Raw genomic sequence first — 25,296 nt, 5'->3', positions numbered from 1 at the left:
CCCTATTCGTAGCGGAGCGCTTCCACCGGGTCCAGCCGGGCCGCACGCGCGGCCGGCCAGATGCCGAACAACAGGCCCACCAGCGCCGCGAACGCCACCCCGCCCACCACCGTGCCCGGGCGCACGTCCGCCGCCAGCGGCGTCACCAGTGACACGATCTTCGCCGTGCCCAGCCCCACTGTCGTCCCCAACAAGCCCCCCACCGCGGACACGCTGGAGGCCTCCATCAGGAACTGGAGCACGATGGTGCGCTGGCGCGCGCCCAGCGCCCTGCGGACCCCAATCTCTCGCGTCCGCTCACGCACCGACACCAGCATGATGTTCATGATGCCAATGCCGCCCACCAACAGGGTGATCAGTCCCACGCCCGTGGCCACCGCGTAGAGCGCACCGGTGAGCTGCTCGTAGGTCGCCGCGAGCGAGTCCGTCCGGTTGACGTTGAAGTCGTCCGGCTGGCCCGGCGGCGTCGCGCGCACGCGCCGCATGATGCCCACCAGCTGGTCCTCCACCTTCGCCATCTGACCCGCGTCCGCCACGGCGATGGCGATCTGCATGGGCCGCCCCTTGCCGAAGTTGGAGTTGAAGGTCTTGAACGGCATGAACACGGACATGTCCATGTTCTCGGCCACGACCTTCCCCTTGCGCCCCAGCGTGCCCACCACCTGGAAGGGCCGCCCGTCGATGCGCACCGTCTGACCCAGCGGGCTGATGCTGGGAAAGAGCGAGGCGGCCACGTCCGCGCCCAGCACCGTCACCGCCCGGTTCACCTCTTCGTCCGCGCGGGTGAGGAAGCGTCCGGACACCACCTCGTAGTTGCCAATGGCCAGGTAGTCGCTCCACACGCCGTTGATGCGCACGTTGGAGACCTGGAGGGCGCCGTGCGACACGTCGGACGTGCGCAGCACCGCCGGGGAGATGGCGGTGATGAAGTCCGCCTGCGCGCGCAGCTGCGCCACCTGCTCCAGCGTGAAGTTCTTCCGGTTGCGGTAGAGCCACCAGTTGCCCTTCACCATCCAGGGGTACTTGGAGATGAAGATCGTGTTCGCGCCCAGCGTGGCCAGCTGCTTGTCGAACGACGCGTTGAGCCCCTGGATGATGCCGACGATGGCCAGGAGCGTCGCCACGCCAATGCCGATGCCCAGCGTCGTGAGCACCGTGCGCATCCGGTTCGCCCGGAGGGAGAACACCGCGATGCGGGCCCCCTCCAGCACGTCCACGCGGAAGCCCTTCCGGAAGCTCACGCGGTGCCCGCCTGGGGTGCCGCGTGCACGCCCAGCGCCACCTCCGGCCCCGGCCCGTCCGCGACGATTTCCCCGTCGCTCAACCGGATGGCCCGGGGGCAGCGCGCGGCCAGCTTGGGCTCGTGCGTGACGAGCACCAACGTGTGCCCCGCGCGGTGCAGCTGCTCGAAGAGCTTGACGATCTCCTCGCCGGTGGCCGAGTCCAGGTTGCCCGTGGGCTCGTCCGCCAGGAGCATGGACGGCTCCGACACCAGCGCCCGCGCGATGGCCACGCGCTGACGCTGACCGCCCGACAGCTCGTTGGGCCGGTGGTGCATGCGGTGCGTGAGCTGCACCTTGTCCAGCGCCGCCTTCGCCCGCTCGCGCCGCTCCTTCGCCCCCATCCCCCGGTACACCAGCGGCAGCTCCACGTTGGCGAGCGCTGTCTCCCGGGGCAGCAGCTGGAAGGTCTGGAAGATGAAGCCGATCTCCACGTTGCGGATGACGGCCAGGTCGTCGTCGTCCATGCTCGACACGTCCTTGCCGTTGAGCATGTAGCGGCCGCTCGTGGGCGTATCCAGGCAGCCCAGCACGTTCATGAGCGTGCTCTTGCCGGAGCCGGACTGGCCGATGATGGCCACCCACTCCCCCCGCTGGATGCCAAAGGACACGCCGCGCAGCGCGCGCACCTCTTCACCGCCCACGAAGAAGGCCCGCGTGAGCCCCTCCACCTGGATGAGGGGGCCCGCGTCCGGTGCAGGGGCCGACGTCACGACTTGCCCTTCGCCGCGGCCTTCTCCGGCTCGCGCACCGCGTCCCCGTGGGACAGCTCCTTGGACAGCGTGCGGTAGGGGCCCTCCACCACGCGGTCCCCAACCTGCAGGCCCTCCAGCACCTCCAGCTCTGTGTCGGAGGCGATGCCGGTGCGCACGCGGCGCACCTGCGCCTTGTTGTCGTTGTCCACCACGAACACGACCTTGGCCAGCGACTCCGTGCGGCGCTTGGCGGTGAGGGACGTGCCCTCCACCGGCGCCTGGTAGTCCGGCAGCGAGCGCTCCGCGCGCACCGTGACGGCCTGGATGGGCACCAGCACCGCGTCGTTGTGCGTCTCCGCGCTGATGCGCGCCTCGGCGCTCATGCCGGGGAGCACGCCCGGCGGACGCGCGTCCAGGGCGACGGTGATGGGGAAGCTCGTCACTTCGGCCTCCGTGCCCGGGTTCTTGATGGTGGCCTTCTGGGCGATCTCCACCACGGTGCCGGTGAAGGACTGGCCCTCCAGCGCGTCCAGCGTCACCTCCGCGGGCTGGCCGTACTTCAGGTGGACGACCTCGTGCTCACCCACCTCGAACTTCACCTCCATCTGGTTGAGCGCGGCGATGGTCATCACCACGTCCTCGGAGAAGTCGGAGCCGCGCACGCGCTCGCCCACTTCACGCGTCAGCTCGATGACGTTGCCGTCGATGGGGGACAGGAGCGTGGTGCGCGCCAGGTCCGTGGACGCCTGCTCCAGCACGGCGCTGCTCTGGGCCACACGCTGCTTGGCGGCCGCGAGGCGCGCCGCGGCGGTGTCCGCCACGGCCTGGGCCTGCTCCACCTCCGCGGCGGACGCGAGCCCCTTCTCCGCGAGCCCCTTCACGCGGCCCAGCTCCGCGCGCTGGCGCGAGGTGTCCACCTCCGACACCTGGACCTCGGAGCGGGCCGCGTCGCGGGACGCGGTGGCCTGCTTCACGGCCGCCTCGTAGTAGCGCTTGTCGATCTGCCCCAGCACCTGCCCCTTGGTGATGGGGTCACCGTCCTTCACCTTGAGGGCGACGAGGTCGCCGGACAGGTTGGAGGAGATCTTCACGGTGGTGGCCGCCTGCACCTTGCCCGCGCCGGTGATGGTGCGGGTGATGGTGCCCTTGCGGGCCTTGGCCATCTGGACTTCCTGCGTCGGGGGCGGCCGGTCCCGCAGGCCGCCCACGGTGATGGCCACCGCTCCAAGCAACAGCGCGCCGGCGATTGCCGCCTTCCACCACGTCATTGTGAGTCTCCCGGGTTCAGCGTGCCCATGGCCCGGAACAGGGCATAGCGGGCGATTTCGACATCGATGCGGCTCTGGAGCAACACCAGCTCCGCCTGGGTCAACTTGAGCTGCGCGTCTCGCACGTCCAGCGTGGAGCCGGCGCCCGCGCGGAAGCGCTCCTCCGCCAGTGCCAGGCCCTGCTGGGCGACCGTCAGGTTGTCCGCCGCGAGCTTCGCGGAGGCAATCTGGCCTTCCAGCACCTGGTGGGAGCGGCGCACCTCCGCCTCCAGCTCCCGCGCCGTCTGCGCGAACGTCAACTCCGCCTTGCGGATGTTGACCTGGGCGCGCGCGGACTGGGCGTCGGTATTGAAGCCGTTGAACAGGTCCCACGTCAGCGTGACGCCGCCGTTGAAGATGTTGCCGTAGCCGGGCTCGCTGAAGAACGGGCCCAGGTCCTGGCTGTTGTGCGAGTACCGCGCGGACAGGCCCACGCGGGGGATGTAGTCCCCCTGCACGATGGCCCGCTGGAGCTGCGCCACCTGCACGCGCTGCTGGAGCGCCTTGAGCAGGGCGCGGTGCTCGCGGGCCTGCTTGATGGCGTCATCCAGGGGAGGCGCCGGCGCGGGCTCCTGCTGGAACACGCCGGGGTCCACCGCCTGGAGCAGCTCGGTGCCGGGGCGCGCCAGCCACACGGCCAGCTGCACCTGGTCCGCCACCAGCTGGTTCTGGCGCTGCACGATGTTGATGCGGTCGTTGCCCAGGTTGACCTGGGCGGCGATCTCCTCGGACTTGCCCACGCGGCCCGCGGTGAAGAGGGCGCGCGCGCGCTCCAGCTGCACCTCGCTGCGCTGCGCCGTGGCGTTGAGCACGCCCAGCGTGGCCTGCGACAGGAACAGGTTGAAGAAGCGGCGGATGGCCTCCAGCTCGGAGGTGTCCGACTCTTCAATGGACTGGTTGCGCGTGGCGTCCACGATGACGCCCGCCTGCTCCAGTTGCTTCCAGAGGCCGCGGTTGTAGATGACCTGCGACACGCCGAGGGACGCGAAGTAGCTGTCCGCCGTGTTGGAGGTGGCCACCACCTCCCGCGTGACGGTCTCCGTCTCACTGATGGGGACGGTGAAGACCTGCCGTCGCCGGCCCACGTAGTCCAGGCTGGGGCCCAGGTTGAGCTGCACCTGCGGCAGGAGGCCGGAGCGCGCCACGCGCTGGTCCTCCTGGGCCACGGCGACATCCAACGCGGCCTGCAGCGCCTGGGTATTCTTCCGGCCCAGCTGGCGCGTCTCCTCCAGCGTGATGGGCGTGGCGGTGAGCAGCGTCGCGACAACGAGGAAGGCGCTCACTGCGCACCTCCCGCCGGCAGGCCGATGAAGAAGACACCCACGTACATGAGGTACATCACCCCGATGAGCACCAGCGCGCGCCCGAGGCGCATGCCGGTGGCGGTGGAGAAGCCCACTCCCAGCAGGCCCACGCTCCACAGGTTGAAGAAGTCCACGCCCTTGAGCACGCGCTGCATCTTCGGCGTCAGGCCATCCAGCAGGGCCAGGCTGGAGGGCACGAGCCGCTCCGCGCGCAGGTCGGTGAGCGAGTGCTGGTAGCCCGCGCACAGCGCGTAGATGAGGTGGTACAGCGCGATGGGCAGCAGCGCCACCGCGGCGGCCGTCATCAGCTGCCCGAAGGCCGCGGGCTTGTTGAAGAGCCAGGCCGCGACCCAGAGGATGCACGCGAGCGCCAGCACCATCAGGGGCATCACGATGAGCCCCTTGGCGATGCCTCCCACCAGCGCCTTGCGCGACGCGGTCTGAATCTGCTCGGCGATGTCGGACTCGGACACGCTGGACGCTGTCGAGTCCGTGGGCAGGGCGCTCACGATGGAGGCGGTGGCGTCCCAGCGCAGCGCGTAGACGGTGCCGGAGATGGCGACGCAGAAGGCGAGGATGAGGAGGGGCCACAGCCAACGCCGGGCCTCGACGGCGGCGCGCATCCCCCCAAGAGGGTCCACGAAGACGCGCGCCGGTTGAGCAAGGGAGGTCATAGGGATGGGGTCTCTGGGCGGATTACGCAGCCCTCCCGGAGTGATTGCCCGGTCCCTTGAATTGAGTCGGGAAACGGGCGGACAGCCAACCGAAATCCGGCCGCGGCCCAAGGTTTACCCTGCCTTGCATCCATCCTGTAGCGGTCTGTAGCCTAAATTTTGCGGCGGAGCGGCGGACGGTGTATTCCGCTCGGCTGGACGCTTGCCGGAGCATGAATGGTCGACAGCACGGATCTCGCCCAGGTTCTCCATGAGGCGCATGACATCGCCCGCAGCGTCGCCCAGAAGCCCACGTCGGCCCACGTGTTGCTGGCGCTCTTCACGGTGGAGAACCGTGCCCAGCTCCTCCTGAAGGAGAAGGGCGTGGACGAGGACGCGCTCCTCCAACTCATCACGGAGGCCCCGGCGGAGACGGGCAACGTGGTGCAGGAGTTGACCGCGCGCGCCCGCGAGCTGGCCAGCACCTTCCGTGCGGGCGAGGCGGACTGCCTGCACCTGCTCATCGCCATCATCCGCAAGCGCTGCGCCGCGAGCGACCTGCTGGGGCGGACGGGGTTGGACCTCATCTCCCTGTCCAACACGGCGCTCGCCTATTCCACCAGTGGCGGCCTGCCGCGCCGGCTCCAGCCGGGCTATGGCCAGGCGGTGGCCACGCGCGCGCCGGTGAGCCGTCCGGTGGGCGCGCCGCCGTCTCCCCTTCCCTCCTCCACGTTCGCGCTGAGCGTGCCGCGTCCGGTCCCCGCGCCGGCTCCGGTGATGACGCCCCCGGTGACGACTCCGCCGCCAGCCGCGCGCTCGACGCCCGCGCTGTCTCCGCGAGACCTCATCGACGTGGACGAGGACGATGTGACGCAGGACGCCGTCTCGGAAGCCCCGCCTCCGCCGATGCCGCGCATGGCGCCTCCCGCGCCGCCGGCCCCGGTCGCCCGTGCGACGCCGCCCGCCCCGCTGCCTCCCGCGCCCGTGGTCAAGCCGTCCTCGCCTCCGCCGTCCCAGGCCAAGGGTCAGCCGCTGACGCTGGACGCCAAGGCGTTCCCGATGCTCACGTCCATGGGCCGCAACCTGAGCCAGGCCGCGCGCGAGGGGAAGCTGGACCCGGTGGTGGGCCGCGCGAGGGAGGTCGAGGAGGTCATCGACATCCTGGGCAAGCGCCGCACCAACAACCCGTGCCTGCTGGGCGAGCCCGGCGTGGGCAAGACGGCGGTGGTGGAGGGCGTGGCGCAGCGCCTGATGGGCCTGCGCGGCACGCTGGCGGAGAAGATCCTCGTCGAGTTGGACATGGCCACGCTGGTGGCGGGCACGCAGCTGCGCGGCTCGTTCTCCGAGAAGCTCAACGCACTGAAGGAAGAAGTGCGGCGGGCCGAGGGGCGCGTGGTGGTGTTCATCGACGAAATCCACACGCTGGTGGGCGCGGGCTCCACGGGCGAGGGCCCGCAGGACGCGGCCAACGAGCTGAAGACGGCGATGGCTCGCGGTGAGTTCCCCTGCATCGGGGCGACGACGCACGACGAGTACCGCAAGTTCATCGCGGCGGACCCGGCGCTGGAGCGGCGCTTCACGCCGGTGGTGGTGAACGAGCCGTCAGTGCCGGAGACGTTGCAGATCCTCCAGGGAATCATCGGGCGCTACGAGGAGCACCACGCGCTGCGATACCTGCCGGAGGCGCTGGAGGCAGCCGCGTCGCTGGCGAGCCGCTACGTGACGGACCGGTTCATGCCGGACAAGGCCATCAGCGTGGTGGACCTGGCGGGCAGCCGCTGCCACCGCGAGGGCAAGCACCGGGTGGACGCGGCGGACGTGGCGCGCGTGGTGGCGAAGCTGGCGGGCGTGCCGGAAGAGCGGCTGCTGATGAACGACTCCGCGCGGCTGCTCCGGTTGGAGAACGACCTGGCGGAGCGCGTGATTGGCCACGGCGACGCGGTGGTGCGCATCTCGCGGGTCATCCGCCGTAACTACGCGGGCTTCGCGTCGCGCCGTCCCATGGGCAGCTTCCTCTTCCTGGGCCCCACGGGCGTGGGCAAGACGGAGATGGCGCGGGCGCTGGCGGAGGTGCTGTTCGGCAACCGGGACGCGCTGGTGCGCCTGGACATGAGCGAGATGTCCGAGTCTCACGGAGTGTCGCGCCTCATCGGTTCGCCCGCGGGCTACGTGGGCTTCGGTGAAGGCGGACAGCTCACGGAGCCGGTGCGCCGTCGGCCGTCGTCGGTGGTGGTGCTGGACGAGATCGAGAAGGCGCACCGCGAGGTGCAGATGCTGCTGCTCCAGGTGTTGGAGGAGGGGCGGCTGACGGACGGCAAGGGCCGGCACATCGACTTCTCGAACACGGTCATCGTGATGACCACGAACCTGGGCGCGGAGGCGTTCAGCCGCACGGGCCGCGCGGTGGGCTTCGGCGCGGCGGACGCGGCCGAGGGCAAGGCGCTGGACATGGCGTCGGACACGGCGCGCAAGGCGCTGCCGCCGGAGCTGTGGAACCGCATCGACGAGCGGCTGCCGTTCCGTCCGCTGGCGGAGCAGGAGGTGGCGAAGATCGCCACGCTCATCCTGGCGGAGAGCAGCAAGCGGCTCGCGACGGAGCGCGGCATCGTCTACACGGCGGGCACGGACGTGGTGGGGCACCTGCTCAAGTCCGGCGGCTTCGACCCGATGCTGGGTGCGCGGCCCATGCGCCAGGTGGTGCAGCGGCTGGTGGAAGGCCCCCTGGCGGAGCGCATCCTCTCCGGCGAGTTCGGCGCGGGCGACCGCGTGCGCGTGGCCGTGCAGGCCGGTCAGCTCCAGTTCGCCCGGGACGCCGCCTGACGGTGGCGCGGCGAGGCCGGAGCACGCGGAGCAGCGCGGCGAAGGCGAAGCGCGTCCCCGTGGTCATCGTCGGCGCGGGGCGGCTCGGTGGTGCACTCGCGCTGGCACTGCAAGCGAAGCGTTGGCCCGTGCGCGTGTACTCGCGTGACGACGCAGGCCATGAGCGCACGCGGGCCCTGGGACTGAAGCCCGCGACCCCAGCGGACCTGAAGAAGGCGCGCGTCTGCGTGCTGTGCGTTCCGGACGCGGCGGTGCCGTCTGTGTCCGAAGCCCTGTCACGCGAACTGCCGCGCACGGTGGCGCTGGTGCACACCGCGGGCGCCCTGCCCCTCTCCGCGCTGGGCACGCAGCGGGGCCGCGCGGTGGGTTCGTTCCATCCACTCTGCGCCGTGTCCTCCGCGAGGGACTCGCTCGCGGGCCACACCGCCGCCATCAGCACACGGTCCCCTTCCCTGCGCGCCGTGCTCCAGCGCATGGCGGAGGACGTGGGCTTCGCGATGTTCGACGTGCCGGAGGCACACCGGGCCGCCTACCACGCGGGCGCGGTGCTGAGCGCCGGTGGACTGGTGGCCCTGGCGGACGCGGCCGTGGGCGCGCTGGGCGCTGCGGGCATCGAACCCGAGGCGGCCTTGAAGGCCCTGCTGCCGCTGATGCGCTCGGCGCTGCGAGGCATCGAAGCGCGCGGCCTCTCGGGTGGACTCACCGGCCCCATTGTCCGAGGAGACGCGGGCGTCGTCGCGGCGCACCTCGCGGCGCTGCCCTCGGACATCGCTCCGCTCTACGCACAGCTCTCGCGGCGGGCCCTGCGGCTGGCCTCGGAGCGGCTCCGTCCGGAGCCCCGTGCCGCGCTGGAAGCCCTGCTCGCGAAGAAGTGAGGCGTTTCCAGCTCCGCGCCAGCCCGCGGCGCTGGAAGCCCTGCTCGCGAAGACGTAACGGCGCGCGTCCCGGTCACCCCGGACGCGCGCCCTTCCCACCAGACTAGGTGAGGATGATGCGCGGGCTCTGCAGCGCGCGGCGCACGATGGCCAGCGCCTGCTCGGAAGCGGCCTCGGCCTCCGTGAGGCGGCGCAGGCAGACGTCGCCGCCCACCGACACGGAGCGCTTCAGGTCCGCCAGCAGCGTCAGCGCCGCCTGCAGCATCTCCTTGCCCTGCGGGGACTCCGCGGCCGGCTTGCCCGCCGCCTGGGACACGTGCGCCGTGAAGCGCTGCACCGCGTCCATGGTCGCGTTCGGGTCGTACTTCTCCAGCATCGGCTTCAGCCGGTCCGGGTTGATGCGGATGAGGCGCAGCGCGCCGACCTTCTGGAAGGCCGGGTGCACCAGACCGATCTCCGACATCTCGAACGCGCCCAGCAGGCCTTCGTCCGGCGCGCGGTGCGAGTGCGGCACCACGTCCACGAAGAGCGCCAGCGGATCCGCGCCCTGCTTGAACGCCTCCAGCTCGTCGTCATCCAGCGGCGGGAAGCTCGCGGGCGTGCCGATGAACAGCAGCGGCAGCACCACGTCGTGCCAGAACTCCTCGGGCGCGGAGCCCGTGCCGCCCACCGTCGCCACCAGGTGCGTCAGCAGCTCCGCGAGCCGCGGGGCGCGCTCGGCCTGCTCCGCCAGCGTCTTGCCCTGCTCCATGCGCTGCAGCGACGTGACGATCTGCCCCTCGAACTGCTGGCGGGCCTCCGGCGGCAGCGGCGGCTGGGTGCGGCCCAGCGCGTCACGCACGTCGCGCGCCAGCGCGTCCGTCTTCGCCTCCAGCGCCTGCTTCGCCTTGGCCGGATCCACCACGATGAACTGGAGGAAGCCCGGGTCGAACAGGCGCTGGTACTCCTGGGGCCCCAGCCGCTGGGGCTGACCGCCGCCCAGGGCCTGCGCCGGGTTGGTGCCGAACTTCACCTGCCCCAGCGAGCGGCGGATGTCGGCGGCCAGGTCGTCCAGCCGCGTCAACTTGCCCTGCGCCAGCGCGTCCATCACCGCCCCGAACGGGGACAGCATGATGATGGCCTCGGGGAAGCCCAGCGAGGCGCCCTCCGGCGAGTCCCGGTTGGGGAACCAGAACGCCTGGTGCTCGGAGATGAGGCGCAGCGCGAAGCCGCCCGCCAGGCCCAGCGCCGCGCCCTGGTGGTTCGGGTTGTTCGGGTCGAACCGGCCGCCCAGCAGCTGGATGACCGACGTCTCCACATCCGCCCACGGAGCCTTCGTCAGGTCGACCGGCGCGCCGCTGGCCTTCTCCAACGCGGCGGAAAGCTGGAGCTGCGCATTGTGGACGTGCTGCGGAACAGGGAGCCCCTGGGGCTCGGCGGGTTCGGTCATGGGAAGGTTCCTGTGAGGAATGCGACGCGTTCCCTTATCGTGAAAAACGCGCTCCTGACTACGATTTGTGCTCGGTAGGATGCACCGCCATGTCAGCTTCTCGCGGGTCTGCCCGCCAGCCCGCCATCCTCGCTTGTCTCCTGCTGCTGACATCGGGGTGTGCTTTCGTCGCACCCCGTTTTCCGCAAAACGTCCAGGCGTCGTTCGCCCGGGACGACATGCACAAGCTGACCACGCGGTCGATGGAGCTGTACTACCCGGCCCACCTGCGCGGGACGGCGCTGCGGGTGGCCGCCCGGATGGAAGGCTGCGTGGAGCGGCTGCGCGGCGACGCGTGGAGCAAGGCCGAGCGCAAGCGGGTGCTCGTCTACCTGACGAGCGCGGACTTCAACAACGCGTACGTCCAGTCGGAGTTCGCCAGCACGCCGCAGCAGATGGTGCTGCCGCAGCACATGACGCTGGAGCAGTTCAACCTGCTGGGTCTGGGTGAGACGGACATCGGCGACGTGGCCTGTCACGAGTCCGTCCACTACGTGCAGATGCAGCAGGTGGGCGGGCTGTGGAACGTCCTGAACAAGGTCACGGGCGGCCTCTTCCAGCCCAACATCTTCACCGAGTCCTGGTTCCTGGAGGGCCTGGCCACCTACTACGAGGGTCGGCTGGGCAAGGACACGGGACGTCCCTACAGCCCGGTGTGGCGCGGCTGGTGGGAGGGCGCGGTGGCGGCCCAGAAGGGCGAGCTCAACGCGGGCTACCTGTCACCGGAGAACCGTGCGCTGGATCCGTTCGGCGGCAACTACCTGACCGGTATGAACTTCGTGGAGTACCTGGCGAAGACGTACGGCGAGAAGCGTCTGTGGAAGCTGGTGGACGAACAGGGCAACTCGCTGTTCCCACCCCTCGCGGTGACGCTGCGGTTCAAGCGGGTTTACGGCAAGGACATCGGGTCGCTGTTCAGCGAGTACGAGCAGAGCCTCCAGAAGGACCTCCAGCTGCGCGAGCGCCCCGCCACGCAGCAGGTGCTCGTGCGGGAGGCGGGCTACTTCTCGCGGCTCGTCGCGAACCCGGTCGACGGGAGCACGACGCTGGTGAGCGTGGGCCGTGAAGCCATCACGCACCTCACCGTGTACGAGCGCGACGGCCGCGAGCGCTTCAGCCGCGCGCTGGTGCGGCTGTTGCCGGGGCGCCGCTGGGTGGTGGCCAGCTCGTCGCTGGTCAGCGGCATGACGTTCAGCCGGGACGGCCGGTGGCTGTACCTGGTCAGCGCGGACATCGACTCGGTGGGCAGCTACACGGGGAAGCTGTGGCGGGTGGACGCGCGCACGGGTGACGTGGTGCGGCTGTGGGACGACCTGGTGGGCATGGGCGGCGACCTGACGGCGGATGGCCGGTCCTACGTGTTCGTGGAGGTGAGCGGCGACGCGGCCAACCTCGTGCGGTTGGATCTGGAGACCGGTCAGCGTGAGCGGCTGACGGACTTCAAGGCGCACACGGCATTGGGCACGCCGGTGACGTCACCGGACGGCGCACGGTACGTGTTCCCCATGAACGGCGCGGAGGGGTGGGACCTGGTGCTGCGCGAGCCGGACGGTTCGCTGCGCTGGCTCACGCGGGATGGGCTGTTCAACTATTCGCCCCGGTGGCTGGACGACGATCACCTCGTCTTCCTGCGCGAGCACGAAGGCCGGCTCCAGGCGCACGTGATGACGGTGTCCACCCGGCGCATCGCCCGCGTCACCGACGCGCCGATCCTGGTGATGGACGCGGCACCCGCGGGCGGGGACGCCGTGGTCTTCCTCAACCGCGACGGCATCAACTTCACCGTGGACCGCGCGCCCCTCACGGAAGCCCTGGCCGAGCTGAGCGCGACGCCCGAGCCGCCGGCCGAGAGCGTCGCGACCGCACCGGCACCGGAGCCGGAGGCCACCGCCCAAGGCACGGAGGCACAGGAGGGCTTCGTCGCCTTCCCAGGCCAGACCGAGCCCCCGGCGGATGCCCCCACGCAGGCCGCTTCCGACGTCCCCCCGGCACCGGTGGCGCCGCCGCCCCTGCCCGTGGATCCCGCCCATGACGTGGACGCGCCCGTGACGCCTCCGGCCGTCGTCGGCCACGCGGTGGACGTGCTGACCGACGAGCCCTACTCGCCGCTCGAAGGCTTCTTCATCCCGAACTACCGGGTCCCCTACTTCTACACGGTGCCCAACGACGTCGACGAGAACGACCCGTACTTCGCGGGTGGCATCTCCATCGCGGGCCAGGACCGGTTGGGCTTCAACGCCTACGCGCTCACGCTGACGTACGACCTGAAGGAGAAGCAGCCCGGCGTGTCGTTCGCCTACGGCAACGCGATGCTGTCGCCCTTCTACCTCCAGGTCTCCGCGTCACGCCTGCGCGAGAACGAGCGCACGGACATGCAGGCCACCGTGTTCGCGTCCCGGACGTTCTGGACGACCCCCGTGAGCTTCGGCGTGCTCGCGCTCGACCGCCGCTTCGACGCCACGGATCGCCGGCCGTCCATCACCACGCGCCTCATCGGACCGGAGGTCGCCGCGTCGTACTTCGCCGGCGAAGGCACGTCCTACGGCGGCACGCAGCGCGGACTGGGCCTGTCCGTGAGCGGCGGCATCTTCCCGAAGGCCTTCGCGCGCGACTCCACCGTGGGCGACGTGCGCCTGGGCGTGGACGGATACCTGGGCGGCCTGCCCTTCATCGGCAAGGACAACCTCCTGCTCTCCGTCGCGGGCCGCGCCCTGCCCGGCGCGCCTGATGACCTGCTGGAGGTCGGCGGAATCCTTCCGGGCCAGGCCTTCTTCATCAACCGAGACAGCACCAACGACGGTGGCCTGCCGCTGCAGCTCCAGCCGGGCCTCGCCTTCAGCGAGTACCTGCGCGGCTACGAGGACCACACCTTCCGCGCGCGCAACGTGCTGCTCGCCAACGCGCGCTACCGCTACCGCTTCATCATCGACTACGGCTGGGCGTCCACGCTGTGGGTGCTGCCGTCCCTCTTCGTCAGCCAGCTGGAGCTGGACGCGTTCGGCTCGCTCGCGCGCACGGACAACCGGACCAACCACGGAGCGGTGGGCGGCTCCGCCACGCTGCGGCTCACCATGGGACAGGCCTACGCGCTCTCGCTCTTCTACCAGTACGCCCACCGCTTCGATGACGGCTTCGGCGACCTGCACATCATCGGGATGACCTTCTAGCGAGGCCCGCGCAGGCCATAGAGGCCTTCATCGCGCGCCACCTGGAGCACCGCGGAGGGCACCAGCTCCGACGGCTCCAGGCCGCGCGCCAGCTGGTCGCGCACCTGCGTGGAGGACACCTCCGCCAGCGGCGGCCCCACCGTGTCCGGCGCCGGGTAGCCCGCCCGGTAGAGCACCGTCACGTGCGCCATGCGCTGGATGCGGTCGAAGTCCTTCCACTGCGGCAGGTCCCTCAAGATGTCGCTGCCGATGATCAACGAAAACCGCGTGTCCGGGTGGCGCTCCACCAGGTACGCCAGCGTGTCCACCGTGCGCCCGCCGCCGCCCAGCTCGCGCTCCACCAGGCTCGTCTGGAGCCAGCCGGACGTCTCACGGCAGAGCGCCTCGCACATGCGCACGCGAGCCTCGAAGGGCTCCAACTGCTTGCCGAACGGATGGTGGAACGTGGGCATCAGCCAGACGGCATCCACGCCCTGCGTCGCGTGGACGTAGGAGGCCGCCATCAAGTGGCCCACGTGCGGCGGGTTGAACGAGCCTCCGAGCAGCGCGACCTTCACGGCGGGCCTCTTATTTGACGGTGAGCTTCGTCGAGCGCGAATCGACCTGCAGCACCCGGGGCGGCAGCACCAGGTGTCCATCCAACCGGAACGCGGAGAAGCTCAGGTTGCGCTCCGCCTTCTCCAACAGGCCGCACGTCTGCTCCGCGGCCCCCACCAGCCGGCCCGGCGTCACGAAGTAGCGCGGGCCAATCTGCACCACCGCCGGCTCGGACTCCTTGCCGTGGATGAACACCTGCGCGTTGAGCAGGTCGTCCCGCACCAGGTCGTTCTTGTCGTGCACCACGCAGCAGAGCGAGTCCCCCACCAGGTCCATGGCCTTGTTGGCCACGGCGGGGTCCCGGTACGCCAGCGAGTCGCGGTCCGGCACGCGCACGAAGCGCTCCATCACCAGCCGCCGGTCGTCCTCGGACGCCAGGTCGGAGGGGGCCTCGCGGGACGCGGGCGTGCGCCCGAGTCCGTCCTGGGGCGCCACCAGCCACTGCGTCACGTCCGCCAGGAAGTCCGCGTCCGAGTACTCGCGCCCTCCCCGGCTCTTCTTGCGGCGCCACAGCACCCACTCATCCAGGTCCGTGTAGCGCGCGCCGGTGAAGAGGAAGCGCCGGGCGCCCTTCGCACGCAGCAGCTCGTAGGCGGCGTCGAAGGCGTCCAGGTCGCCATGCGTATCGGAGAAGACACCAATCACGTGGAGGTCACCGCGAGGAAGCGTACAGCAGGGCGGGCTCGCGGCGCTTGCGGAAGGCCTCCGTCTGCGCCTCGAAGCCTTCGAGCATCCGGTCCAGGGACCACCCCTCCTCGATGCCGCGACGCACCTGGTCGGTGCCGCACAGCAGGTCGAACGCGGGCACGTCCTCCACGAACTCGTACGCGTCCGCCCGCCAGGCGAACTGCCCCGGCCCGATGTCGTGCAGCGCCTGGGTGATGGCGATGCCCGTGCGCAGCGGCTGGAACGACTTGCGGTCCGTGACGTGGATGAAGGCCCCGCTGCACGACTGGCCCGTGTACTTGTCGAACGTGGGGGTGAAGCCCACCGGACGGAAGGTCACGCCCGGCAGCCGCTCCTTGTCCAGCCGGGCCATCAGCTGATCCGTGTCCACCCACGGCGCGCCGAACTGCTCGAAGGGCCGGCAGGTGCCGCGGCCTTCGGACACGTTGGTGCCCTCCAGCTGGCACATGCCCGGGTACACCAGCGCTGTGTCCGCGGTGGGCATGTTGGGCGACGGCGGCAGGAACGGCAGACCCGTGTCGCTCCAGTGCATGTCGCGCGTCCAGCCCTCGCACGGCACCACCGTGAGCTCACAGCCGAAGCCCTCCTGCGCGTTGAACAGCCGGGCCAGCTCCCCCGCCGTCATGCCGTGGCGGTTGGGCAGCGCGTACAGCCCCACGAAGGAGCGGAACTTCTCCCCCACGAGGTTGCCCTCCAGCGTCACCCCATCCAGCGGGTTGGGCCGGTCCAGCACGTAGAACGCCACGCGGGCCTGGGCCGCGGCCTTCATCGCCAGGGCCATGGTGTAGACGTAGGTGTAGTAGCGGCTGCCCACGTCCTGGATGTCGAACACCAGCGCGTCCAGCCCCTTCAGCCACTCCTGCCGCGGCGAGAGCGACTCGAAGGTGGAGCCGTAGAGGCTGTGCACCGGGACGCCCGTCTTGCGGTCGCGCGCCTCGTCCACGGCCACCATGTACTGGGCTTCACCCCGGATGCCGTGCTCCGGCCCGAAGAGCGCCGCCAGCGTCACGCCGTCCGTGCCGGCCAGCAGATCCGCCAGGTGGCGGAAGCGCGAGTCCACGCTCGTGGGATTGACGATGGCGCCCACGCGCTTGCCCTTGAGCGCGGAGAACCCCTGCGCCGCCCACACATCCAGTCCCGTCTTCACCTTCGTCACGTTCAGTCGCCTCGTCCCGCAGATACGCGCGGGCGCAGGAAGGGTCAGTTCGCGGGGAGACGCTTGAGCGCGTCCGCCGCCGCCTGCTTCGAGTCACAGGTGCCCAGGCCGAGGAACCCACCGGCCGTCCCTTCGTTCGGGCCTCCGTCGTCGGCCAGGGATTCCAGGGCGCCGCGCGCGTCTTCCAGGCGCAGGCTGCCCACGGCCGCCGCCGCGCTGGAGCGCACGCCGCACTGCTCATGGTTCAGCAGGGAGATGAGCCGGGACGACGCACGGCCGTTGGCGTCCTTGCGCACCGCCGCCGCGTAGTGGACCACCGCGGCGCTCATGTTGCCCTGCGCCTCCTCCAGACGCCCGCTGAAGTAGGAGCGCTGGTCCGCCTCCTCCAGCTTGATGAGCCGCTTGGCCTCGTTCACGCGCTGGGTCTTCTCCGGGCCGGTGGTGCCCTCCACGTCGCGGATGGCCCGCATCGTGGCGCCGCCTCCGCCGACGAGCAGCCCCCCGCCCAACAGCACCACCACCAGTCCCGCGCACATGCTCCAGCCGGCCACGGTGGACGACACCTTCGTCGTGATGGCGGGCGGCAGCTTCGCGTACACGCGCGCCCAGAGTGCATCCGTCGCGGTGCGCGCCTGCTGGCCCAGCACCGTGGCCCGCTGCCCCACCGCCACCGCGCCCGCCGCCGCACGCTGGCCCACCGCCACCGCGCCCTGCCCCATCGCCGCCGCGCCCGCCGCCGCGCGCTGGCCCAGATCCAGATTCGACTCCACGCGCGCCAGGGCCAGGTTGCCGTAGGGAGGCAGCAAGGCCGCCTCTTCCGGCGAGGGCAGCACCGCGTCAGGCGCCGCCGGCGCCAGCACCCGGTAGGGCGCGCGCGGCACGCGGAAGACGCGGATCTTCCCGGGGATGCCCTTCAACTCGAACGCGCCCACCTCCTGCGACGGCACCTCCGCCTTGTTCATGGAGAGGTAGACGGCCTCCGTGAAGAAGACCTCGCCCGCGTCGGTGATGCCCTCCACGCGGGCGGCGATGTTCACCGGCTCGCCGAAGATGTCGTTGGTCTCCACCCGCACCTCGCCCACGTTCACCGCGACGCGCACGTGGATCTGCTCGTCCTCCTGCAGCTGCCGGTTGTGGTGCCAGAGCCGGTCCTGGATGGCGATGCCGCTCAGCACCGCCTGGGTGGGGGACTCGAAGGTGACGAGGAACGCGTCGCCAATCGACTTGATGATGCGTCCACCGAACGCCTTAAACAGCGGCGCGAGCAACGCGTCGTGCACCTGGAGCAGACGCTGGTTCTCCTCCAGCGTCTGCCGGCTGGTGCGTTCGGTGAAGCCCTTGATGTCGGTGAAGACGATGGCGAGGTTGGCGGTCTTCAAAGCGGGGGCAGTGTATGCAGCGCGTCGCGCGAAGCAATCGCCACGGACCGCGCCCCGCCGCTCGCTGTCAGCGCTTTGAAGGTTTGAGGGCCCGCATGTTGCGCTTCTCCGGCGCCGTCAGCTGCGCCCTCACCTTCGCTGCGAGCTGGGGCCTGTCCGTCCGCTCGTAGAAGGCCGCCAGGGTCCTCAGGACACCCGGGTTGTCCGGCTGGGCGTCGCGCGCGGCCAGGAACTCCCGCTCCGCGTCCAGCGTGCGGCCCTGCTTCTCCAGCACCGCCGCCAGCTGCATGCGCACCTGCACCCACGCGGGCCGGGACTTGGACAGGGGGCGGTAGTGCAGCTCCGCCTTGAGCCAGTCCCCCGCCTGCGCCCAGAGGCCCGCGAGCCGGAAGCGCGCGTCGTCATACGACGGGCGCAGGGTCACGGCCTTCTCATAGGCGCGGATGGCGTCGAAGGTGGCGCTCTTCTCCTCCAGGAGCTGCCCCTGGAGGAAGTACACGCGGGGGTTGTCCGGGGCCTCGCGCAGGGCGGCGTCCAGATGGGTACGGGCGCGCTCCAGCTCCGGGGCGCTTCCTCCCTTGAGGAGCAGCCGCGCGGCCTCCAGCCGGGGCAACTCCCAGCGGGGCTGGTTGGTAATCAGCCGCTCCAGGGCGACGAGTGCACCCGCGTCGTTGCCCGAGGTCTCCAGCGCCAGCGCATCCGCCAGCGGACTGGGGGCCGGGGCCGCTTGCGCCGTCAGGACCGGAGAGGCCGGTGCGTCGGACGCGCCCGCAAGCAGCGCCGCCACGAGAACCCACATCATGGTTGGCAGATAGCAGGTCCCGGTGGGCCACCTCAATACTTCCGCTTGACGGACACCCGGCCTCGCATGAAACCCATGACCGTGCAGATTTCCCAAAGGACGTTGGAAGACCTTGGTTTCCCGGAAGTGCTCCGCGCGCTGACGCAGCGCTGCCGCACCGAGCCAGGAAGGGAGCGGGTGCTGGCCCGTCCATTCCTGGACACCGAGACGGAGGTGGCCGAAGCGCTGGCGCTCGTCGACGAGGCCCGCTTCCTCTCCCAGCAGCAGTTCTCCATGCCCCTGGGCGGCGTGACGGACCTGCGCACCGCGGTGGGCCACGCGGAGAAGGGCGGCGTGCTGGAGCCCCGCCAGCTCATCGACGCGGCCCAGCTGCTCTTCGCCTTCGCCCGCACCCGCGAGGCCCTGGACGAGCGCAAGGAGCGCGTCCCCCGCCTGGTGGAGATCTCCAAGCGCCTGCCCTTCCTGGAGGCCATGGCGCGCCGGTTGGATCAGTGTTTCGAACCGGACGGAACCATCTCCGACCGCGCGAGCCCCGAGCTGAAGGAAGCGCGCGACCGCGCACGCGGCCTGCACCGGAGGATCAAGACGCGCCTGGACGAGATGCTCCACGACGCGACGTTCACCACCAAGCTGCGCGAGAACTACTACACGCTGCGCAACGGGCGGTACGTGGTGCCGGTGGTGTCGAACTACCGCGCGGAGGTGGATGGCATCGTCCACAACGCCAGCCAGACGGGGCAGACGCTCTTCATGGAGCCCCAGGCGATGGTGGGCCTGGGCAACGACCTGGCCATCGCGCAGTCGGAGGTCGCGGAGGAGGAGCTCAAGGTCCTCCAGGAGCTGAGCCGGCTCGTGGGCCGCGAGTCCGCGCGCATGCTGGAGGGCCTGGAGGCGGTGGCGGAGCTGGACGAGGTGGAGGCCATCGCCATCCTGTCCGCGGACCTGGACGCCACGACGCCCACCTTCGTGGGTGTGAAGGAACTGCAGCTGCGCGCGCTGCGCCACCCGCGCCTGGTGCTCAAGGGCACGGAGGTGGTGTCCAACGACGTGACGCTCACCGAGAGCGCCCGGGCGCTGGTGGTGTCCGGCCCCAACGCGGGCGGCAAGACGGTGACGCTGACGGGCGTGGGGCTGTGCGCGCTGATGCTGCGCGCGGGCCTGCCCATCCCGGTGGGCGAAGGGTCGCGGATGCCTCTGTACCGCTCCGTGCACTCCACCGTGGGTGACACGCAGGACCTGTCGCAGGGCCTGTCCTCGTTCAGCGGCCACGTCACCCTGCTGCGGGACATCCTGGCGGCGGTGGGGACGGACTCGCTGGTGCTCATCGACGAGATCGCCTCGGACACGGATCCTCGCGAGGGCGCGGCCATCGCCATCGCGGTGCTGGAGGAGCTGTTGGGCAAGGGGGTGTACGTCCTGGTGACGACGCACCTGGAGGAGCTCAAGGCGCTGGCGCACATGGATCCGCGCTTCCTCAACGCGCGCGTGGGCTTCGACTCCAAGCGGATGGCACCCACGTTCCGGTTGCAGATGGGCGCGTCCGGTCAGTCGTCCGCCATCGACGTGGCGGCGCGGGTGGGCCTGCCCGCCTCCGTGTGCGAGCGCGCTCGGGAGCTGTCGCTCAACGCGGGCGGTCCGCTCACCAAGGCGCTGGCGGCCGCGGAGGACGAGCGGCGCAAGCTCTCCGAGGAGTTGGAGAAGGCGCGCATCGCGGCGAAGGAGGCGGAGGCGCTCCGCGCGGACCTGGAGAAGCAGAAGGTCGCCTTCGAGCGTGAGCGCAAGGGCCGGATGATGCAGTTCAACGAGGACGTGCACTCGGCCAGCGAGCACGCCGCCCAGGAGGTCCGCGACCTGCTGGCGAAGCTGCGCTCGGAGCAGAACGAGAAGGCGCTCTCCGAGGCACGGCTTCAGCTGCAGCAGCGCGCGGATGAGGCGCAGAAGCGCGCGGCGGCGGCGAAGGCGGAGCTGTTCCAGGTGGAGGCCCCGGGGCCCGCGACCCTCAAGGTGGGCGCGTGGGTGCACCACTCCGGCCTGGGCCGGGACGTGGAGATCCTGGAGCTGACGGAGGGCCAGGCGGTGGTGTCCGCGGGCGGCGCGCTGAAGATGCGCGTGGCCACGACGGAGCTGTCCGGTTCACGGGGCAAGAAGCCGCAGCAGGCGAAGTTCCCGGAGCAGCGGAAGGGCGAAGCGGCCCTGAAGCGAGCGGCCTCCGCGGCGCCGTCGCAGGTGGAGGCCACGAACTTCCGCTGCGACGTGCGCGGAATGCGCGCGGACGACGCGCTGGCGGAGCTGGAGACGTTCCTGGACCAGGGCCTGCGCAAGGGTGAGGACGCCGCGCTCATCATCCACGGCCACGGCACGGGAGCCCTCAAGCAGGCCATCCGGGACCACCTGGCTGCCTCGCCGTACATCCGCATGTTCCGCCCCGGCGAGAGCCACGAGGGCGGAGACGGCGTCACCGTGGTGTCCCTGCGCGGCTGAGGTCCCCTGTTGACGGGGAGTCGGGGTCTTACCGGCCCCGCTCCCCTGCCCCGGGAGGTGTTGGCTACAGTGCGGAGCCATGGTTCGGCTCTGTCTGCTGGGATGCGTGTTGCTGCTGGCTGCCTGTGGGGAGAAGGCTCCCGACGAAGGCGCCATCCGTGTGTCCGTGAAGTACGGATCCTTCAAGCCCGCGTGCGTGCGCGTGGAGGTGGAGGACACGAAGGGGCACCAGGAGGCCACGGACATCCCGGCCACCCAGTTCAAGACCCCGGACAAGCAAGAGGTCCTGGTCGCGGTGCGCCGCAAGGCGGACTGGGACACGGCGCTGAGTCTCACGGTGTCGTCGTACACGGAGGCCACCGGAGACAGGTGCTCGGGCGAGGTCGTGGAGACGCGCTCCAGCGAGCAGCCCGTGGTCGTCCCCGCGAAGGAGTTCGCCCGGTGGGACCTCCGGCTCTCCGCCGAGGACAGCGACGGGGACAGCTACCTCGCGGGTGCCACGTGGTCAAAGCCGCCCGACTGCGTGGACTCCGATCCCACCATCCACCCTGGCGCCACCGAGACCTGCGGCGACACGGTGGACTTCAACTGCAACCAATTGGTGGGCTGCCAGGAAGCGAACTGCTGGGGCACGGCGTGCGACGACGGCAATGCGTGCACGCTGAACGACCGCTGTGTAGGCAATGGCATCGAGGCGCGGTGTGCTCCCGAGACCACGACGACCTGCAACCAGCCTGGCGTCGCGTGTCAGCCACGTCAGGAGTGCCGGCCCGACACCGGCATGTGCGAGACCGTGGAGTCCCCCGCGGGACAGACTTGCGACGACGGCAACAAATGCACGGACGGAGACAGGTGCGACGCCAACGGGACGTGCTCGGGCACCCCGAAGTCGTGCACCACCACGGAGCAGTGCTTCGCAGCCCAGGGCACCTGCAACGCGAGCACCGGCGCCTGTGAATTCACGCCGCTCCCCAACACGACGCCCTGCCAGGACAACGAGAAGTGCACCGATCCAGACCGCTGTGATGGGTCCGGGGCGTGCGTGGGAACGCCCAAGGTCTGCTCGGCGCCGCTGTGCCAAAAGGTCAAGCAGGTCTGCTCGGCCACGAGCGACTGCGAGTTCGAGCCCGACGTCAACGCCCTCTGCACGACCTCGGGAGGAGTTCCCGGCGTGTGCCAGGCGGACCTCACGTGCACCCCGTTCCCCTACCGGCCCTACAACTTCGATCCGACCACCATCGCGGCCGCGGACATCGGTGAGATCAAGACCAGCGGGGACATCACGTTCAACACCACCGACAAGAGCTGGAGCCCCACGGGTGCCATCTCCACCGCGGGGTCACTCAAGATCGTGTCGATGCCGCAGCAGAATGGGAATCCGCCCGTGCTGCTCATCCCGGTCCGGACCCTCGAGCTGAATGGAACCCTGCGGATCAGTGGCCCCTCCCCCGTCATTCTGGCGGTCTATGGCGACGCGAACGTCAGCCAGTCCATCCTGGTCTCGGGCACCATCGCGAATCCCACCTTGGCCTGCGGCACCTCCCAGGGCGGGAACGGCACGTTCGGCGGAAAGACGGGCGGTGGCGGTGGCGGCGCTGGCAATGGCACGCCTGGCATTGCCGGAGGAGGGGGCTACAACAACAGCACACGGTTTGGCGCCGCGGGAACCTCCCGGCCCTCCGGGGCCGAGCCCCTCCTGGGAGGCTGCCCCGGCGGCAACGGTGGCGGCAATGGTTCATCGACTCCTGGCACGGGTGGAACAGGAGGAGGCGCCATCCAGCTGTCGGTCGCACGCAACCTGACAATTTCGAAGGCCGTCGGCGCGAGTGGCTTCGGTGGCCAGAGAGGTTTTGGAGGAGGCGCGGGCGGGGGCGGCAGCGGCGGCCGGATCGTGCTCGAAGCCTTCCAGCTGACGCTTAATTCGAGTGCCCGCGTCACCGCCAACGGCGGCGGTGGTGGCAGGGGTGGCTCCAGCACCAACAATGACGGCGTGGACGGGGCCAATGGCAGCGAGGACTCGGCGAGCCCGGCCCCTGGCGGCGACAGCGGGAACGACACAGGAGGCAACGGCGGCGCCGGCGGTGCGGGCACGGCAGGTCCCGTCAAGGGCGCTGACGGCATCAAGGATGGCTTCGGCACCGAAGGCAGCGGCGGTGGTGGTGGCGGTGCCGCGGGCGCCATCCACCTGCGCAGCGTCCAGACCTGTTCTCTCGCGGGCGGACACCTCGTCAGCCCTCCGGCCACGGGCGGTTGCCTCACCCCCTGACCTCTCCGATTTCGCCAGATTTCAGGAGAGCGGAGACGGCAGGTACAGTGCGGAGCCATGTCTAGGCTCTGCCTGTTGGGGTGTGTGCTGCTGCTGGCTGCCTGTGGGGAGAAGGCCCCCGACGAAGGCGCCATCCGTGTGTCCGTGACCTATGGCACCTTCAAGCCCGCGTGTGTGCGCGTGGAGGCGAAGGACGCGAAGGGGAACCAGGAAGCCACGGACATCCTCTCCAGCCAGTTCAAGAACACGGAGAAGAACGAAGTCCTGGTCGCGGTGCGCCGCAAGGCGGACTGGGACGCGACGCTGGGCCTCACGGTGTCGTCGTACGCGGAGACCGACGGCAACCGCTGCGCGGGGGAGGTGGTGGAGCGCTTCACGAATGCCGCGCTCACGATCGTTCCCAAGGAGTACACGCGCTTCGATGTCACGTTGATTGCGAAGGACGGAGACGGCGACGGCTCCCCTACCGGCATCGAGTGGGCGGGCATCTCCGACTGCGACGACAAGCGGGGCGACGTCCGACCGGGCGCGGTGGAGCAGTGCGACACGGCCGTCGACTACGACTGTGATGGGAAGTTCGCGTGCGCGGACTCGGACTGCTCGGAGAAGACGTGCACGGACGGGGACCTGTGCAACACGGGCAAGCGGTGCGTCGGCGTGGGGCCGGCGGCGCAGTGCGGAGGTGGCGCGCCCAAGTGCACGCAGCCGGCGGGCCAGTGTCAGGCGACGGTGACGTGTGAGGCCTCCACGGGAAAGTGTATCGAAGAGGCCTTGCAGGTGGGCGCGGCCTGCAACCCTGGGAACCTGTGCGTGACGAATGGCCGGTGCACGGCCGACAAGCAGTGCGTGGGAGACGTGAAGACGTGCACCACGCCAGACAACACCGATTGCCAGGAGTCCACGGGCACCTGCAACCCGACCAACGGCTTCTGCACCTACGCCCCCAAGCCGGTCTCCACCTCCTGCGTGGACGGCGACGTCTGCCATGATCCGGGCTTCTGTGATGGCAATGGAACGTGCATCGGCACGGACACGCCCTGCCCTCCCACGGAGTGCAAAACGGCCGTGGGTTGCACGGCGAACAACTCCTGCGTCTACGTGGGAGATCCGACGCAGGCCAACCTGCCCTGCAGCGATGACAACTCGGGAACGCCGCGTGTGTGCAGCGCGACAGGCCAGTGCGTCGCGTTCCCCTACACGCCCAGCAACTTCAATCCGAACACCATTCCTGGCGATGACATCGGCTATCTGACGACCACGGGAGCGGTGGTGTTCGACACGGAGACCCGGACCTGGACACCCCAGGCGAACGGAGGCCCGGACACCACCGCCTTCAAGGTCCTCACGCAGCCCCAGACTGGCGGTTCCCCCGATATCCTGCTCATTCCCTTGCGGACCCTGTCCCTGGGTGGCGAACTGCGCATCGTGGGCACCCGTCCGGTCATCCTCGCTGTGTATGGGGATGCGACACTGAACCACGACATCCTGGCCAGCGGGCGCATCGTGAACGACTCACCGATTCCTGGAGCTGGCGGCAATCAAGCGTGCGCCACGTCGTCGCAAGGAAAGCCCGGGCAGTTCAGCGGAGGCCAGGGCGGCGGCGGAGGTGGCGCGGGTGGAGCGACGGCCGGAGCCAATGGCGGCAAGGGGGTCAACTCCAACGCCACGCCGGGCGACGCGGGTCCCCAGCAAGGCTCGACCCCCACGCCGCTTCTGGGTGGGTGCGCGGGAGGCGCTGGCGGTGGCACGGGCAACGCGGCCGGTGGGCCAGGCGGCGCTGGTGGTGGCGCCTTCCAGATCTCGGTCGCCAGGACATTGACGGTCGGCAAGGTCCTCTCCGTGAGCGGCGGTGGCGGCCTCGGCGGCAAAGCGGGCAGTTCGAGTGGTTCGGCGGCGGGAGGCGGCGGTGGCGGGAGCGGCGGGCGCATCGTGCTGGAAGGCTTCCAGGTGAGCCTGACGTCCGACACGCGGATCACCGCCAACGGCGGCGGCGGTGGCGAGGGCGCCGCTGCCGGCACTGGCGCCGCGGATGATGGAAGGAATGGCGCGAGTGGCCTCGAGGACGCCAACAGCAGTGCCAACGGCGGCACGGGGGGCGCTCCCCTGGGTGGAGACGGTGGCAAGGGTGGCACCTCAGCCGCCCCCACTCTTGGCGAAAACGGAGGAACGCTCTTGCTGGTGAACGGTGGCGGCGGCGGTGGCGGTGGCGCCGCGGGCTCCATCCACCTGCGCAGCATTCGCTCCTGCGTCCTGAACAACAACGCCGTGCTCAGCCCGGCTCCCACGGGAGACTGCCCCACCCCCTCACCCTGACGTGTCGGGTTGGCCACGGGTCACGTCATCAGCCGCGAGGTTTCAG

General features: G+C 70.3%; 17 protein-coding genes. 6 read left to right on the top strand and 11 right to left on the bottom strand.

Annotated elements, in window-relative coordinates:
* Nucleotides 1-2: 2 nt before the first annotated feature.
* From GTZ93_RS26890 to GTZ93_RS26870, 5 genes are read right to left on the bottom strand one after another with little or no spacing between them, the layout of a single operon-like run.
* Nucleotides 3-1,241 (bottom strand): ABC transporter permease, encoded by a 1,239-nt coding sequence (locus GTZ93_RS26890; protein ID WP_120579770.1) that lies wholly within the window; start codon nt 1,239-1,241, stop codon nt 3-5.
* Nucleotides 1,238-1,993: an ABC transporter ATP-binding protein gene (locus GTZ93_RS26885; protein ID WP_120579769.1), complete on the bottom strand. Its 756-nt coding sequence runs from the start codon at nt 1,991-1,993 to the stop codon at nt 1,238-1,240. Before GTZ93_RS26885 ends, GTZ93_RS26890 begins: the two co-directional genes overlap by 4 nt.
* On the bottom strand, nt 1,990-3,243 hold the full coding sequence (locus tag GTZ93_RS26880; RefSeq protein WP_120579768.1) for an efflux RND transporter periplasmic adaptor subunit: 1,254 nt from the start codon (nt 3,241-3,243) through the stop codon (nt 1,990-1,992). The genes GTZ93_RS26885 and GTZ93_RS26880 overlap by 4 nt, the downstream gene beginning before the upstream one ends.
* Nucleotides 3,240-4,565, bottom strand: coding sequence for a TolC family protein (locus GTZ93_RS26875; protein WP_139919872.1), 1,326 nt, complete (start codon nt 4,563-4,565; stop codon nt 3,240-3,242). The genes GTZ93_RS26880 and GTZ93_RS26875 overlap by 4 nt, the downstream gene beginning before the upstream one ends.
* Nucleotides 4,562-5,260: a YIP1 family protein gene (locus GTZ93_RS26870; RefSeq protein ID WP_120579766.1), complete on the bottom strand. Its 699-nt coding sequence runs from the start codon at nt 5,258-5,260 to the stop codon at nt 4,562-4,564. The genes GTZ93_RS26875 and GTZ93_RS26870 overlap by 4 nt, the downstream gene beginning before the upstream one ends.
* Before the next feature lie 216 nt (nt 5,261-5,476).
* Here GTZ93_RS26870 and GTZ93_RS26865 point away from each other — a divergent pair, with 216 nt between their 5' ends.
* Both GTZ93_RS26865 and GTZ93_RS26860 read left to right on the top strand, forming a co-directional pair.
* Entirely contained in the window at nt 5,477-8,059 is a 2,583-nt protein-coding gene (locus GTZ93_RS26865) for an AAA family ATPase (protein ID WP_139919873.1), read from the top strand.
* Between the two features lie 2 nt (nt 8,060-8,061).
* Nucleotides 8,062-8,934, top strand: coding sequence for a Rossmann-like and DUF2520 domain-containing protein (locus GTZ93_RS26860; RefSeq protein WP_120580896.1), 873 nt, complete (start codon nt 8,062-8,064; stop codon nt 8,932-8,934).
* A 103-nt stretch (nt 8,935-9,037) separates the two neighbouring features.
* Here GTZ93_RS26860 and GTZ93_RS26855 read toward each other — a convergent pair whose 3' ends face one another.
* Nucleotides 9,038-10,363, bottom strand: a complete 1,326-nt coding sequence (locus GTZ93_RS26855; protein ID WP_139919874.1) for a hypothetical protein — start codon at nt 10,361-10,363, stop codon at nt 9,038-9,040.
* Nucleotides 10,364-10,452: 89 nt separating this feature from the next.
* Between GTZ93_RS26855 and GTZ93_RS26850 the strand changes: the two genes are divergently transcribed.
* On the top strand, nt 10,453-13,569 hold the full coding sequence (locus GTZ93_RS26850) for a hypothetical protein (protein ID WP_139919875.1): 3,117 nt from the start codon (nt 10,453-10,455) through the stop codon (nt 13,567-13,569).
* On the opposite strand, the gene nadD is transcribed toward GTZ93_RS26850, so the two are convergent.
* The 5 genes from nadD to GTZ93_RS26825 form a co-directional block, all read right to left on the bottom strand.
* Complete coding sequence (gene nadD / locus GTZ93_RS26845; protein ID WP_139919876.1) at nt 13,566-14,126, bottom strand: nicotinate (nicotinamide) nucleotide adenylyltransferase; 561 nt, start codon at nt 14,124-14,126, stop codon at nt 13,566-13,568. The two genes, GTZ93_RS26850 and nadD, sit on opposite strands and share 4 nt — an antisense overlap.
* A 10-nt stretch (nt 14,127-14,136) precedes the next feature.
* Nucleotides 14,137-14,811: a hypothetical protein gene (locus GTZ93_RS26840; RefSeq protein WP_139919877.1), complete on the bottom strand. Its 675-nt coding sequence runs from the start codon at nt 14,809-14,811 to the stop codon at nt 14,137-14,139.
* Between the two features lie 7 nt (nt 14,812-14,818).
* Entirely contained in the window at nt 14,819-16,009 is a 1,191-nt protein-coding gene (locus GTZ93_RS26835) for an exo-beta-N-acetylmuramidase NamZ family protein (protein WP_139919878.1), read from the bottom strand.
* Between the two features lie 44 nt (nt 16,010-16,053).
* On the bottom strand, nt 16,054-17,388 hold the full coding sequence (locus GTZ93_RS26830; RefSeq protein ID WP_161663089.1) for an adenylate/guanylate cyclase domain-containing protein: 1,335 nt from the start codon (nt 17,386-17,388) through the stop codon (nt 16,054-16,056).
* Nucleotides 17,389-17,455: 67 nt separating this feature from the next.
* Entirely contained in the window at nt 17,456-18,190 is a 735-nt protein-coding gene (locus GTZ93_RS26825; RefSeq protein WP_139922146.1) for a tetratricopeptide repeat protein, read from the bottom strand.
* A 75-nt stretch (nt 18,191-18,265) separates the two neighbouring features.
* Between GTZ93_RS26825 and GTZ93_RS26820 the strand changes: the two genes are divergently transcribed.
* The 3 genes from GTZ93_RS26820 (at nt 18,266) to GTZ93_RS26810 (ending at nt 25,250) form a co-directional block, all read left to right on the top strand.
* Nucleotides 18,266-20,671 carry an endonuclease MutS2 gene (locus GTZ93_RS26820; protein ID WP_139922150.1) on the top strand — a complete coding sequence of 802 codons (2,406 nt, stop codon included), beginning with the start codon at nt 18,266-18,268 and terminating at the stop codon, nt 20,669-20,671.
* Between the two features lie 79 nt (nt 20,672-20,750).
* On the top strand, nt 20,751-22,937 hold the full coding sequence (locus GTZ93_RS26815; protein WP_139922144.1) for a putative metal-binding motif-containing protein: 2,187 nt from the start codon (nt 20,751-20,753) through the stop codon (nt 22,935-22,937).
* A gap of 57 nt (nt 22,938-22,994) precedes the next feature.
* Nucleotides 22,995-25,250: a putative metal-binding motif-containing protein gene (locus GTZ93_RS26810; RefSeq protein WP_139922142.1), complete on the top strand. Its 2,256-nt coding sequence runs from the start codon at nt 22,995-22,997 to the stop codon at nt 25,248-25,250.
* Nucleotides 25,251-25,296: the final 46 nt, after the last annotated feature.

Origin of the sequence: Corallococcus exiguus, assembly GCF_009909105.1 — a bacterium.
Taxonomy (GTDB): Bacteria; Myxococcota; Myxococcia; order Myxococcales; family Myxococcaceae; genus Corallococcus; species Corallococcus exiguus.
The sequence above is the reverse complement of the archived record's forward strand: the minus strand, read 5'-3'. Positions and strand labels throughout refer to the sequence as shown.